Genomic DNA, 13011 nt, shown 5'->3' with positions numbered 1-13011 from the left:
ATGGCCGTCACCTGCGAGACGTGAACATCTACGGAAGCGTCCTGCCTGGCTCGCCAGTGCCTGCCACCACGGCACCAAGAGCTGCGCCGCCCATACCACCCCTGTCCCACCCACGAGACGGCGATCCGCCCCCGCCGCCCGCCGTGCCGTCGCCGTCTACCTCGGACGACAAGATCTCGTTTGCACCAAGGGGACCGCACTATGCGAGTTGCTGATGACCGTTCGGAGGCGGTGCCGGCGTCGGGGCTGCAGCGCTATTTCCGGGACGCACGAAGCTGGGATCAGGACAGGATCCGGAACGCGCTGCGCTCGACCCGCATCGCTTGGAGCATCGCGGCCATCGCCTCACTCCTGGCCGCAGCATCGATCTTCGCAGTTGCGGCTCTGACGCCTCTCAAGACTGTCGTGCCCTATGTTATTCGCGTCAACCAGACCACCGGCGCGGTAGATGTCCAGACCGCGCTCACCCAGCGGCCGATGCGCTACGATGAGGCGGTCACCAAATACTTCCTCGCCCAGTATGTGAGAACCCGCGAAAGCTGGATCCCGGCAGCGGCCGAAGAAAATTTTCGGTTCGTGACGATCCTTTCGCAACCGACCGAACAGCAGCGCTGGGCACGCTTCTACAGCAGCAATAATGGTGCGAGTCCCCAGAATGTCTGGGGCAAGAATGCGGTCGTGCAGGCGCGTGTGCGCAACATCGCCTTCATCAACGATCGCGTCGCCAATGTGCGGTTCACGCGGACAGTCCAGACCGAGACCGACACTCAGAACAGCGATTGGATCGCCACGATCACGTTCGCCTACGCCAACGCGCCCATGGCGGAAGGCGATCGCTACCGGAACCCGCTGGGATTCCAGGTCGAAAACTATCGTGCCGATCCGGAGGTGATCCGATGAGGGCGCTCTCCGCCGCCATCATTTGCGCGCTGGTGCCTGTGTCGGCGGCGCACGCTGTCGAAGTTCCGCGAGGTGGTCCGTCCGACCCGCGCGTCAAGTTCGTCGAATATGAAGAGGCCGAGGTCTATCGGATCGTCGGCACGTTCCGGACCGCAACACAGATTGTCCTGAGCGACGATGAGACGATCCAGCACGTCGCGCTGGGCGACACCATATCTTGGGAGGTCGCCGTCGCCGGGCACATCCTGTTCCTCAAGCCGCGGGAGCGTGCCGGACCGACCAATCTCATCGTCACCACGTCGCGCGGAGGCGAATTGCGCAGCTATGCGTTCGAGTTGACCGCTCGCAGCGGTCCGATCACGGGCCGCAACGGCCAAGCCTATTTTCAGGTGCGGTTCCGATATCCCAGGGACGACGCCGACCGCGCCGAGCGTCTCAGGGCTGCACAGATTGCCATGCAGGCAGCGGCCTTGGAGGGCCGGGCCGTTCGCGGCGCCCTCGATCATGCGGTCGTCGAGGGGCCTCGCAACATGAACTACAAGGTGCAGGGCTCCGGCGACCTTCAGCCGTCGGAGGTCTCCGACAACGGTCAGTTCACGGTGCTGCGGTTCCCGGCAAACCGCGAGGTCCCGGCCATTTATCTCGTGCGACCGGACGGGTCTGAGACGCTGGTCCCCTTCGACGTCCGCGACGAATTCGTCGTCGTCCATCTCGTGGCGCGTCAGCTCCGCCTTCGGCGAGGCGGCGAGGTGCTGTGCATCTATAATCAGGCGCCAGAACCCTATGGGGTCGATCATTGGACGAACACCGGGTCGCCCCATGTCGAGCGCACCATCACACATCCGCAGGAATGAGCCATGGTCGAAGATCCATCCTCCGTTTCGCGCCCTCTGCCGAGCGCCGATCTCACGCCGGAAAAAGACGAAATCCTTCACGAGCGGGGAATCGAGCCGATCGGGGGGATGACGCCTTCCAAGCGCAATACCGCCCTCATCTTTGCCGGCACGGCGATGGTACTCGGCATCCTGTGGGTTAATTCCGGAACGAGCCAACAGGCCTCCAATCGTGACCTCACTGCACCGGGCGGGGCGGCCCAAGAGCGGCGCGATATCGTGGCGCGGGAAACCGTCGATTACGCGGCGGTCGCGCCGCAGCCGAGACCGCTGGGCGCTGCGGGGAACGACCCCAACGCACCGGTGCTCAATCCTGCAGCAGGGGTTCCTGGCCCCGACGGTCAGATCGTCCCTGCCATGCAGCCCGGTGCGGCGCCAGGACCGACAGGAGGGACGGGCGCCCGGCCGAACCTGGCCGACCAGGCGCGACGATCGACACTCATCGCCTATGGCGGGCGCGATCTCGGTGGGGAGACCTCGCAAGGTCCGGCGGCGGCGGCCTCGGGCGCGCAACCGACCGAAAATTCAGGAACGCTAGGGAGCGCTGAGGGCGGTGCGCCCAATGCGCTGGATTTGCTGCGACAAAGCTCAGCCGTAGGCGAAGCGCGAGCCTCGATGCTCCCCAATCGCAATTTTCTGATCACCGCAGGGACATTGATCCCCTGTACCCTTCAGACGGCCATCAATTCCGCGCAGCCTGGATACACGTCCTGCCTGATTCCACGGGACGTGTACTCCGAGAATGGCCGGGTCGTGCTCATGGAAAAGGGCACGCGCGTGCTCGGCGAGTATCGCGGGGGCATCCAACAGGGGCAGAACCGCCTCTTTGTGCTTTGGACCCGGGCGGTGACGCCACAAGGCGTCCGCATCGACCTTGCCTCGCCTGGGTCAGACGCGCTCGGCCGCGCCGGGCTCGCCGGAGCGGTCGACAGCTTCTTCTGGGCACGGTTCGGCGGCGCGCTCCTGCTCTCGCTCGTCGATGACGCCGCCTATATTGCCGGGCAGGCCGCATCGAGCGGCAACGGCAATTTCAACAATGTCACGCGCGCGCCGAGCGAAGGGGCCGCGATCGCGCTCCAGAACAACATCAACATCCGGCCGGTGCTGAAAAAGAACCAGGGCGAGGAGGTCGGTATCTTCGTCGCAAAGGACTTCAACTTCGCCGATGTCTACAATCTGGAGCTGCGGCGGTAAGCCATGCGCGATACCGCCGTCCTTCGCCATTATCTTGAACCGCTTCTTCCGTTGCTGGAGCCGGATGATGTGACCGAGCTCGTCATCAACCGCCCGGGCGAGGCGGGGGTCGAGGACCGGCAGGGGTGGCGATGGCATGAGCTGTCCGAACTCGACAGCGAGTGGCTTGGAACGCTCGCCGTGGCCGCGGCAAGCTTCACGCACCAGGACATCGATGGGCAGACGCCGATCTGTTCGACCGTCCTTCCAGGCGGCGAGCGCTGCCAGATCGTGATCCCGTCGGTGACGCCGAGCGGCTGCCCGTCCTTTACGATACGCAAGCCCTCGACCGTAACCCTGCCGATCGACCAGCTCGCGCGCGCTGGCCTCTTTGACACGACGCGCGCGAGCGCCCGGGGCCTTACCGAAACCGACACTGAGTTGGTGGCACTTCGCGACGCGGGCGACTGGCCGGCCTTCTTCAAGGTCGCGGTCGCCGCGCGCAAGAATATCCTGGTCAGCGGCGCAACCGGGTCCGGCAAGACGACCTTGGCGAAAGCACTCATCCAGCTCATCCCGCCCGACGAGCGGCTGCTTACGATCGAGGACACGCGCGAACTCATCGTGCCCCATCGCAATGTCGTTCACATGGTCTATTCGAGCGAAGGGCAGGGCCTTGCAAAGGTCGGTCCCAAGCAGCTGCTCGAGAGCGCGCTGCGCATGCGCCCCGACCGCATCCTGTTACAGGAGCTGCGCGACGGCACCGCCTTCTTCTACCTGCGCAACGTCAACTCGGGGCACCCTGGTTCGATCACCACGGTGCACGCCGGTTCGGCCGCGGGCGCCTTCGAGCAGCTGACATTGCTCGTCAAGGAATCCGAGGGCGGCCGCGATCTCGCGCGCGATGATATCCGCGGACTTTTGCGCATGCTCATCGATGTGGTCGTCCAGACCCGGCGCCATGGCGGCCGCTTCGAGGTCGAAGAGGTCTACTTCCACCCGAAGGTGGGCGATGCCGGTGCAGCGTAACTTCTGGATCATCGGCCTGTCCGTTGCCGGCGGCATCTTATTGTGCTGCGCCATCGCCGTGCTGGTTGCCCTCTTTGGGATGGGCCAGCTCGGCCCCAACACCGACATCACGGCCTTGCCCGCGTGGTTGTGGTACTATCGGGCGGACCCGCTGCTTATTCTTTGGTTAAAGCGCGGGGCGCTGGCGGGCGCTGTTGTGGTCGGGCTCCTCGCAATCGGGATTCTGCGCCGCGGGCCGGCATTGCACGGCACCGCGCGGTTTGCGCGCGAAGGCGAGATCCGGCGGGAGGGCCTTCGCGCCGCTGCCGGCATCGTTGTCGGCCGCAAGGCTGGACGTTTCCTGATATTCGGCGGGAGCGAACATGTTCTGCTCGAGGCGCCCACACGCGCGGGCAAGGGCGTGGGCGTCGTCATTCCCAATCTGCTGACCTGGCCAGATTCGGTGGTCGTGCTCGACGTGAAACGGGAGAACTGGGGCGCAAGCGCGGGGTATCGTGCGCGTGCCGGCCAGGCCGTGCATCTGTTCGATCCGCTCGACGCGGAGGGCCGGACGGCGCGGTACAACCCCTTGGCGCACATCAGGCGGACTGATGACATCGAGGTCGTCAACGAGCTGCAGAAGATCGCGGGCATGCTTTTCCCCGCGCCGGAGCGATCCGATCCCTTCTGGGCGGAAGCTGCGCGAGCGGCCTTTGTCGGCGTCGGCGCCCTGGTCGCATCCAACCCGGGCCTGCCCTTCACCATCGGCGAGATATACCGCCGCCTCACGACTGGCGATCCCAAGAGCGATCTTCCCGCAGCGCTTCAGGAAGCCCGCAGGGTGGGCCAGCGCCTCAGCCAAGCTTGCGTGTCCGCGATCCAGGATTTCACCTCGGCCTCGGACAACACCTTTTCCGGGATCAAGCAGACCATCACCGCACGGCTCAATCTCTGGCTCAACCCCATGGTCGATACCGCCACCTCGGAGAGCGACTTCGACCTGCGCGAGGTGCGGCGTCGGCGCATGTCGATTTACCTTGGCGTGTCGCCTGACAATATCGACCGCATCGCGCCGATCTACAGTCTGTTCCTGCAGCAACTCGTGGATCTCAACACCCGCGACCTTCCTGAGGACGCGAGCAATGTCCCGGTCCTGGTCCTGCTCGACGAGTTCGCCAGGCTCGGAAAAGCCTCGGTGATTGCGAGCGGCTTCTCCTACGTCGCCGGCTATGGCCTGCGCCTGGTTCCGGTCATTCAGAGCCGATCCCAGCTTCGCGCAATCTACGGTCCCGATGTCACCGACGAGATTATCGCCAATTGCGGCCTTGAGGTTGTCTTCACGCCCAAGGAGCTAAAGGTCGCGAACGAACTTTCCGAACGGCTCGGCTTTTTCACGATGAACGTGAAATCCCGCAGCCGTACCATCCACGGGCTACTGGCGAACCGGAGCATCTCGGAATCTGATCAGCGCCGCGCGCTCCTACTGCCGCAAGAGCTCATGCAGCTGCCGAAGAACGAGCTCCTGCTCCTTCGCGCCGGCATCCCCCCAATTCGAGGGCGCAAGATCGCCTATTACCGGATGCCGCGCTTCACGCGGCGGGTGGTTGCTCCGCCTGTGCCGTCCGCCCGTCCAATCGCGGCAATGCTTTCCCCACCTGCGCGGCAGGGCGCTGGCACACCCGGTCTGAGCGGGGTCTCACAGCAGCCGGCGACAAGCTCGGGCGGGACCATACAGGAGGAAATTGTGATGCGGGAAATGACCGACGCCGAGCTGGCAGGTGCGGCCGAAATCACGGATGACATGCTGGTTCTGGGCGACCTGGCCGAACTGCCGCCCCCGGGCGACGAGGCCGCCGCGATCGCCTTCGTGTCGGCGATGGTCGAGCGGGCACTTTTGCCACCGGTCGGGCAGCCATCCACATCCATTATCCAGGAAAGGACAGCTCATGTCCGCTGAGAAGCCCGAGAATTCGCGGGGCGCCAGGAAGCGCGCCAATGCCATTTCGATTGGTGAAGGTCAGTCCGTACCGCGTTCTGGGAAAGACACGCGTGACGACATTCCCAAGGATCCCGGCACCTCTGACAAAGGCAAGGAGCGGGCGGGGGTTCAGCCCCGATCAATTTCTGCCGGCGACATACCGGAGCCCCTGCAAAAGCGCTACTTTTCGTCGACCGGCAAATGGTCGGGCGAACCGGCCTACTTCACGACGGCCCAGGCGAAGGAGCCTGCATTTCGGGACCAAGGACGGCGTCTTGTCACCTCGAGCGAGAGTGAGGAGGTCGTGCGTGATCTCGTCGCCATCGCCCGGCATCGCGGGTGGTCAAATGTTCATGTCACTGGCAGCGAAGCCTTTCGCCGGGCAGCGTGGCTCGAGGCCAGTCGCCAAGGCTTGGAAGTACGAGGATATCGGCCGAACGAACGCGATCTACAAGAATTGGATCGACTTCGGCGAGACAAGAGCCGCAACAGTATCGCGCCGGCTGCTGTTCCATCAATCAGCCTGGAGTCCGGCCGAGATCAGTCACAGGCTCGCGAGCGACCGGCGCGATCCCGACCTGCGGCGTCCGGAGACAGAAACGAGCGAGCCGCGCAAAGTCAGCTGCGGATCATCGAGGCGGTCGTGCGAACCGCATTGTTCGACAATCCCGAAGCGATCTCGCGTGTTATGAAGGTCGCGACCACGAAACTGCAAAACCACGTCGACCGAGGTGATCAAATTCGCCCTGCCATGGTCAGGGAAATGCGTGACCGAAAGCCCATTGACATCGTGTCCACCCGACAGGAATCGTCGAAGGTTCACCCACCTATCCAGCGGTCTCGCACCCGATAGGCGCCTTCGCCTCGTTCCAAGCCATATTCAGTAGCTGACAAACGCTCCGTCAAGCATTTCGGCGTTTGCCGCGTTCGTCGGTCTTGTTGGACCTTTGGGACCTTTGGGAATTAGGAGGTTGGTTTCGGTAAGGTGCTGTAGAGCCCGTAGCAGGCCCTGCAGCAGCTTCGCGCTCACGTACGAGCAGCACGTCTTCAGCAATTGCGAACAAACGGTGATACTCGTCTTCTAGGCGTGTGGCTCGACGATACGGCTGTCCGTGAGCTGGCTCAACTTTTCGGTAAGGCGGGTTTTCGCGTTCGTATGTCATCCATGATGCTTGCGCCCTCAATGCTTCGCGGCGCAACTCCCATGATTGGCAAGGGCTGCATGAGCAGCCCGGCCTGCGAGGTCAGGGTCGCGACAAGCGTCCGGAAATAGGGATAGGTGGCGATCTTCCCGACACGCTCGAGAAAGAGCTCGCACGTCTTATCGTCGCAATCTCCTTCTACTCGGTAGTTGGTCAGATAGGTCGCATTAATGCCGAGCACGCGCTTTCGCCCCTGACGGCAGACTACGTCGAACACAAATATGCCGTAAAGTGATCCCGACTCCGCTTCGAGGAAGCTTTGCGCCAAGGCAGCGCTGATTCCGTTGCGCCAGCCATCAGGATCGAGCCCGAGGGCCTCGGGCTTAAGTTCGAACTTGCTGGTGGTCAGTCGGATCGTCCGGAGATGCGCGCGCGAAACCAGATTATTGTAGACGGTGGCATCGGCTGCGTGAGGATCTTGAGCCAAGTCGCGCTCCTCAAGCGGCCGCGGCGGCGGTGCGCCGGGGTAGCGCTGCTTCCGCGCGCAGCCAGCGCTCGAAAGAACGGTTCGATGCTGATACGTCGGCGGCCGTTGGCGCATCGGCGAGCGCGACGTCGCCCGCCATCTGGAATTTATCCGACTCGAGCCCGACAACCGTCCACCGGTGCGCATTGTCGTCGGTGTGCGCGCCCCGCGCTTCTGCGAGCTGCCGTTCAAACTCCTCGAGTGTCGTCAAATAGGCTGTCTCGCCCAGGTGATGGAACACGCGGGCGACTGTCTTGATCGTCAGGTTGGTGGCCGTGTCTCCGAACATCTGGCTGATGCGGGCTTCGGTGACCCCCATCCGCCGCGACAGGTCGCGATAGCGCAGGCCCTTGCGGTTCATGATCTTTTGCATCTCGGTCTGCGCAAGTAGGATGAACGCGGCCTCCGCCGCTTTCGCGGCATAAGCATCGGCATCGCATTGGCTAATGCTGTTTGCCTTGTCTGATTTCATCGTTCTGCTCCTCTCGAATGGGTGTGATGGAACGGCAGGTCGCCCTGAACCGCCTGCGGCGTTGCCGCCGGCGCGGGTTCGCTGGCCGACGAGCGCACTTCCGTTACAAAGAATGTTCGGATTGGATCTTCGGTGGCGCGTCGACCGATCACATGGACGCCGAACGCGACAAACTCCTCCAGCCTCGCGGATTGCGCGCCGGGGACGGGGTGAAAAAGCTGCTCGGGCAGATTGTCGCCGCCATGTGCGCAAAAATGGTCGAGAGCGCTGCGCAAGCGAAAATGGGCATCGGCCGGAATGGCGGTGTTGAGATGGTCCCAGTCGGATTTCCGCATGGCGATACGCCAGCGGCGGCCAGACAACCGGACCTCATATAGTTCACCAGCAATGCGCTCTTCCGCATCCAATCGTCACCTCGGAGCACTTAATGTATAACTTAAGGCCATCAGGGTCCAGCGCAATCCATCATGCTAGATTTTCTGGTTAACATTAGGTATATATAATGTTGAGACGACGCTCCCGCGGCAGGGAGACGGGGCGCCGCCGAAGCGCAAGCGATTGAAAGGGAATATAGAAATGGCGGCAACCACCACCCACTTCCGAGTCGGCAACGGCGACATGACCCTCGTCGAACTGGAAAGCGGACGCACGATCCTGATCGACATACGCATCCGCGCCGATGCGGATGATCCCGATGGCGAGGCGGCCGATGTCGCGGCGCAGCTGCGCAGCAGGCTCAAGACAGATGCGGCCGGTCGCCTCTATGTCGACGCCTTCCTGCTGACACATCCCGATGCCGACCACGTCACCGGTCTGCGCAACCATTTCCACCTCGGGACGCCAGAAAGCTGGTCGAAATCCAACGACAAGATACTCATCCGCGAAATGTGGTCCTCGCCGATCATCTTTCGCCGCGCGAACCGCAAGTCGCATGTGCTGTGCGATGACGCCGCCGCGTGGGCGACGGAAGCACGGCGCCGGGTCGCCTATTTCAAGCACTGGGGGTTCGCGAATGCTGGCGACCGGATAAAGATCCTGGGCGAGGATATCGACGGCAAGACGGATGCTCTTGGTGCGATCCTGATCAACGTCGACGAGACCTTCTCGACGATCGACGGCGTCTATGACAGCAGCTTTTCGGCGCGGCTTTTGGGGCCGCTCCCGCCGGCGGACGATGCCGAGGAAGAGGTGCTATCGAAGAATGATTCGAGCGTCATCGTACAGCTGACGCTCGCGTCCGGCACCCAGCCGCAGGCCGCGCGCTATCTCGTCGGCGGCGACGCCGAGGTAGCGATCTGGGAGAGGTTGTGGGCGAAGCATAAGTGGACTCCCGACGTGCTGGCCTACGACATCCTTATCGCGCCGCACCATTGCTCGTGGCATAGCCTGTCGTGGGACAGCTGGTCCAAGAAAAGAGAGGAGGCGAAGGTGTCGCCCGACGCACGGTCCGCGTTGGGACAGGCCCGTCCGGGCGCGATCGTGATCGCCAGCTCCTGCCCCATCAAGGATGACGACAATGATCCGCCGTGCATCCGCGCGAAGCGCGAATATGTCGCGATGGTGAAACCGGTAGGGGGCGAGTTTCGTTGTGTTTCGGATGGCAGCGGCGATGAGCCGTTGGTGATCGAGACCAATTGGGCCGGCCCCAAGCTCAAGCGCGCCAGCCTGATCGCCGCCGGGCTGTATGCGACCGGGGTTGGCTCCGAGGCGCTGGCGCACGGGTGACCGCTTCGAGCGCAGCGCCCACGGCGCCGATCCCCATCCCGGTCGCCCGCGCGCTGCGCCAGGCCAGCGTGCATCCATCGGTCGTTCGCATAAATATCGACGCCTGTGCAGGCGGCGAGATCGCCTGCGCGATCGACATTCGCACCGAGATGCCGGCAACGTGGCGCGCGGTCGGCCAGAGCCCTGCCGGGGTCAGGGTGGTCGAAACGGTGATACTGAAGTTCCCATCGCTCTATCCCTTGTCGGCGCCGGCCGTCGAACTGCGGGCCGATTTCGATCGGTCACATCCGCACCTCAACCCAGCGCGCGCCGGTGCGGCGCCGGTCCCCTGCCTCGTCGCAGGAAGTCCGCGCGAACTGATCCAGACGCGCGGGTTCATCGGGTTGATCGATCAGCTGGTCGAGTGGCTGGAAAAGGCTTCCGCGCTTGAGCTCAACAACCCCGCGGCGGGCTGGGAGGCGGTCCGGCGCGACCATATCCACGACGTCGCGGTCGTCGATTCAGCAGCCTTGCATGCTTTGGTCGAGCGCAAGGGCGGCGCCGCCTATATGATGAGCGCGTACATCTACACCCGCGGAGAGATCGGCCATTATCGGCTGCATATTCCGGTCGAACCGCGCCCGTTCGGCCCGAACGACACCCGGTTATTTGCGCGGCGAGGTTTCAGGCCCAACGAGGACAGCGGCATGGGCCTTGCGATTGCGGCCTGGGCTGGCAGGGCACCTGACGGTCAGCTGCAGGTGGCCGATCGCTATCGGCCCGAGGACGTCGCAACGCTGGCCGATCTGCGGGCGCGTGCCGCAGATTATGGGTGCCTGGAGTTTCTCGATGCGAAGCTCAACCATGTCGCATCGCGCCTCACCGCGCAGCCGATCGACATCATTGTCCCGGTCGTGATGTTGCTGTTGCCGCGTCGGCCCTATCCCGTGGTCGGGACGGGAAGCATCATCGAGACCTGCGGCTATCTGGTTGAAGTCGGCAAGGGCGGCGACCTCCTCAATCCGCAAACCGCGGTTCGCCTATTGGGCCATCGTGATACCCCATCGGCTGCGGTGCTGCGGCGTACCTCGGGGGACGATCCTGCGGCACCCATTCTGCCATGGACGTTGATCGGTTGCGGCAGCGTGGGGTCGAAGCTCGCGCTCCACCTGACGCGAACCGGCCGCCCGCCGGGCGTCCTGGTTGATCGTGATCTCCTCGAGCCGCACAATTTCGCGCGGCATGCCGCGCTGCCCTTCGATGGCGAGCGGCATTCGCTATATATGATTTCGAAGACTTACAGCGTCGCAGAGATGGTGGCCAGTCTCGGCCCCGAACCAACGCGGCTCGACGTGGACGCGCTTGCACTGCCGCTCCACGCGGACGGCCGCACCGCGCTTTCGCCCACGGGGACGACCATGATCGTCAACACCACGGGTTCGGCGGTGGTCCGGGAAGCCTATGCGCATACGGATTGGGTTGACCGGCCGCGCCTCGTCGAGGCCTGCCTGCTGGGCGCGGGCAGAGCCGCGTTCCTGGGGATCGAAGGGCCGGGCGCAAATCCCAACGCCAGCGACCTGATGGCCGAGGCGTACAACGTCATCCGGGAGGACAACGAGCTTGCAGAGGTCATCTTCAGTGCCGAGGCGGAAGCGATCCAGATCGGTCAGGGTTGTTCGACGCTGTCCTTTAAGCTGTCAGACGCACAACTTTCGGCATGTACCGCATCCATGGCGATGGCGATCGCCGAGATCCAGCGTAACGCCTTACCGTTGTGCGGCGAGGTCCGCCTGGGGCGGCTGGGCGATGACGGAATGAGTCAGCACTGGTCACGGATTGCGATAGCGCCGTGGATCGTGGTGGAGCGAGCAACCCCTGATCAGCCAGCGATCCGGATTCATCCCCGGGTCGACGCCGCGATCGAGGCGGACATCAAGCGCTGGCAGAGCGTAGAGACCGGCGGTGTCTTGATCGGGCGCTATTCGCAGATCGGCAATTGCTTTCAGATTGTCGACGTCCTGCCGGCGCCGGAGGACAGCACACGGTCTCCGGCCGAATTTGTGCTCGGAACGCGCGGGCTCAAGGCGTTGATCGATGCAGTGGTTCAATCGAGCCGCGGAACGCTGCAGGTTGTCGGGACCTGGCACAGTCATCTGCAACCGGGTGGTCCATCCGGAACCGATGTCGCGACGGGCGCCATACTGGCAATGGCCCAGTTGGGTCCGCTGCTGATGTTGATTCATACACCCACCGGTTACACAGCATTGACGGCCGAAGCCGTGGGGGGGGCCGAAATACTGTCAATTGCGGCGGCGAATGGGAGGGATGGCGATGGCGATTGAAGCAATTATGAAGGAGCTTAATTTCGATCGCTATGATCGCAATGCGCGGTTGAGGCCGGCGCTGTTCACGATCCTCCCGATGTTGGTTTTGGTCGCGATCTGGTATCCGAAGATCTGGAGCCTGTTCGGCGCCTTGGCATCGCTGCTTGTTACCTGTGGCGTGACCTTTCTGTTGGCGCAGCTTGCGCGTCAACGTGGTCGCCGGCTTGAAGATCGCTGGAAGTCGGCGATTGGTCGATCGCATAGCGCTAAGCTCCTCAGCTACGACGATCCAACCCTGCCGGCGGCGACGAAGGCCCGTTACCATGCCTATCTCTCCAGCCACGGCGTTGTTCTGCCGACAGTGCAGCAGGAACGACGCGACGCCGCAAAAGCGCATGATCAATATTTGTCGGCGGTTATCTGGCTGCTCGAACATACGCGGCAGAATGCGAGCAAGTCGCTGCTGCTCGACGAGAACATAGCTTATGGTTTCCGGCGAAATCTGAGGGGTCTCAAGCCGTTCGCGCTCATCATCTTGGCCGTCGCGCTCGCTGCCGATGTTGCACTCGTCTGGTGGGGTGGATGGACATCGCCAAAGCTCGAGACGGGGGTCGTGCTCGGCGGAGGGCTGGCATTGGTGGCGCTGATCTGGATATTCTATATCACCAAGCCATTCGTCGAGGATGCCTCACTCGCTTACGGTCAGCGGCTGCTGGCACAATGCGAGCTTACCGGTGCCACTGCTTACGCGCAGGTGCTGTCGGGCAGCTAGTGCAGATCAGCGGCAAATCACGCGAACGGAAGACTCAATGGACAATACAGGAACAGAACTTGTGAGACGGCTTGAATGCCGAGAGAGTCAACCAAGTTGAACGGAACATGCTGAAGGGC

General features: G+C 63.2%; 12 protein-coding genes. 9 read left to right on the top strand and 3 right to left on the bottom strand.

The annotated features are described in order from the left end of the window. Nucleotides 1-201 precede the first annotated feature (201 nt). The 6 genes from B2V90_RS18480 to B2V90_RS18455 are packed head-to-tail and all read left to right on the top strand — an operon-like array spanning nucleotide 202 to nucleotide 6805. A complete protein-coding gene (locus tag B2V90_RS18480) occupies nucleotides 202-900 on the top strand; it encodes a virB8 family protein (RefSeq protein WP_086491650.1) in 699 nt (232 codons plus the stop codon). Beyond that, nucleotides 897-1754, top strand: coding sequence for a P-type conjugative transfer protein VirB9 (virB9, locus tag B2V90_RS18475; RefSeq protein ID WP_086491649.1), 858 nt, complete (start codon nucleotides 897-899; stop codon nucleotides 1752-1754). The genes B2V90_RS18480 and virB9 overlap by 4 nt, the downstream gene beginning before the upstream one ends. Nucleotides 1755-1757: 3 nt before the next feature. Further along, nucleotides 1758-2987, top strand: coding sequence for a type IV secretion system protein VirB10 (gene virB10 / locus B2V90_RS18470; RefSeq protein WP_086491648.1), 1230 nt, complete (start codon nucleotides 1758-1760; stop codon nucleotides 2985-2987). 3 nt (nucleotides 2988-2990) lie between these two features. Continuing rightward, nucleotides 2991-3995: a P-type DNA transfer ATPase VirB11 gene (gene virB11 / locus B2V90_RS18465; RefSeq protein ID WP_086491647.1), complete on the top strand. Its 1005-nt coding sequence runs from the start codon at nucleotides 2991-2993 to the stop codon at nucleotides 3993-3995. Beyond that, on the top strand, nucleotides 3979-5931 hold the full coding sequence (locus B2V90_RS18460; protein WP_086491646.1) for a type IV secretory system conjugative DNA transfer family protein: 1953 nt from the start codon (nucleotides 3979-3981) through the stop codon (nucleotides 5929-5931). The genes virB11 and B2V90_RS18460 overlap by 17 nt, the downstream gene beginning before the upstream one ends. Beyond that, complete coding sequence (locus tag B2V90_RS18455) at nucleotides 5921-6805, top strand: LPD7 domain-containing protein (protein WP_086491645.1); 885 nt, start codon at nucleotides 5921-5923, stop codon at nucleotides 6803-6805. The genes B2V90_RS18460 and B2V90_RS18455 overlap by 11 nt, the downstream gene beginning before the upstream one ends. A gap of 269 nt (nucleotides 6806-7074) precedes the next feature. Here the strand turns inward: B2V90_RS18455 and B2V90_RS18450 are convergent, their stop codons facing one another. The 3 genes from B2V90_RS18450 to B2V90_RS18440 all read right to left on the bottom strand — a co-directional run bounded on the left by B2V90_RS18450 (nucleotide 7075) and on the right by B2V90_RS18440 (nucleotide 8427). Next, a complete protein-coding gene (locus B2V90_RS18450; protein WP_086491644.1) occupies nucleotides 7075-7581 on the bottom strand; it encodes a hypothetical protein in 507 nt (168 codons plus the stop codon). 10 nt (nucleotides 7582-7591) lie between these two features. Further along, a complete protein-coding gene (locus B2V90_RS18445; RefSeq protein ID WP_293922709.1) occupies nucleotides 7592-7981 on the bottom strand; it encodes a helix-turn-helix domain-containing protein in 390 nt (129 codons plus the stop codon). Nucleotides 7982-8088: 107 nt separating this feature from the next. After that, the gene (locus B2V90_RS18440) at nucleotides 8089-8427 is read right to left on the bottom strand and encodes a hypothetical protein (protein WP_293922708.1); all 339 of its coding nucleotides are present in this window, start codon (nucleotides 8425-8427) and stop codon (nucleotides 8089-8091) included. A 241-nt stretch (nucleotides 8428-8668) separates the two neighbouring features. On the opposite strand from B2V90_RS18440, the gene B2V90_RS18435 reads away from it, so the two are divergent. Genes B2V90_RS18435 through B2V90_RS18425 form a run of 3 tightly spaced genes read left to right on the top strand, consistent with a single transcriptional unit; the run spans nucleotide 8669 to nucleotide 12892 of the window. Then, the gene (locus B2V90_RS18435; RefSeq protein ID WP_086491641.1) at nucleotides 8669-9817 is read left to right on the top strand and encodes a metallohydrolase; all 1149 of its coding nucleotides are present in this window, start codon (nucleotides 8669-8671) and stop codon (nucleotides 9815-9817) included. Beyond that, on the top strand, nucleotides 9814-12138 hold the full coding sequence (locus tag B2V90_RS18430; protein WP_167381849.1) for a Mov34/MPN/PAD-1 family protein: 2325 nt from the start codon (nucleotides 9814-9816) through the stop codon (nucleotides 12136-12138). Before B2V90_RS18435 ends, B2V90_RS18430 begins: the two co-directional genes overlap by 4 nt. Then, complete coding sequence (locus tag B2V90_RS18425; protein ID WP_222886772.1) at nucleotides 12128-12892, top strand: hypothetical protein; 765 nt, start codon at nucleotides 12128-12130, stop codon at nucleotides 12890-12892. The genes B2V90_RS18430 and B2V90_RS18425 overlap by 11 nt, the downstream gene beginning before the upstream one ends. Nucleotides 12893-13011 lie beyond the last annotated feature (119 nt).

The sequence above is a fragment of the Sphingobium sp. UBA5915 genome (assembly GCF_002431195.1).
In the GTDB taxonomy this organism is placed as follows: domain Bacteria; phylum Pseudomonadota; class Alphaproteobacteria; order Sphingomonadales; family Sphingomonadaceae; genus Sphingobium; species Sphingobium soli.
Note: the sequence above shows the minus strand (reverse complement) of the source record. Positions and strands in the feature narration are given on the sequence as shown.

Coding starts and splice junctions, on each gene's coding strand:
- B2V90_RS18480 (WP_086491650.1), top strand. CDS start 202: ATGCGAGTTGCTGATGACCGTTCGGAGGCGGTGCCGGCGTCGGGGCTG.
- virB9 (WP_086491649.1), top strand. CDS start 897: ATGAGGGCGCTCTCCGCCGCCATCATTTGCGCGCTGGTGCCTGTGTCG.
- virB10 (WP_086491648.1), top strand. CDS start 1,758: ATGGTCGAAGATCCATCCTCCGTTTCGCGCCCTCTGCCGAGCGCCGAT.
- virB11 (WP_086491647.1), top strand. CDS start 2,991: ATGCGCGATACCGCCGTCCTTCGCCATTATCTTGAACCGCTTCTTCCG.
- B2V90_RS18460 (WP_086491646.1), top strand. CDS start 3,979: ATGCCGGTGCAGCGTAACTTCTGGATCATCGGCCTGTCCGTTGCCGGC.
- B2V90_RS18455 (WP_086491645.1), top strand. CDS start 5,921: ATGTCCGCTGAGAAGCCCGAGAATTCGCGGGGCGCCAGGAAGCGCGCC.
- B2V90_RS18445 (WP_293922709.1), bottom strand. CDS start 7,981: ATGAACCGCAAGGGCCTGCGCTATCGCGACCTGTCGCGGCGGATGGGG.
- B2V90_RS18440 (WP_293922708.1), bottom strand. CDS start 8,427: ATGCGGAAATCCGACTGGGACCATCTCAACACCGCCATTCCGGCCGAT.
- B2V90_RS18435 (WP_086491641.1), top strand. CDS start 8,669: ATGGCGGCAACCACCACCCACTTCCGAGTCGGCAACGGCGACATGACC.
- B2V90_RS18425 (WP_222886772.1), top strand. CDS start 12,128: ATGGCGATTGAAGCAATTATGAAGGAGCTTAATTTCGATCGCTATGAT.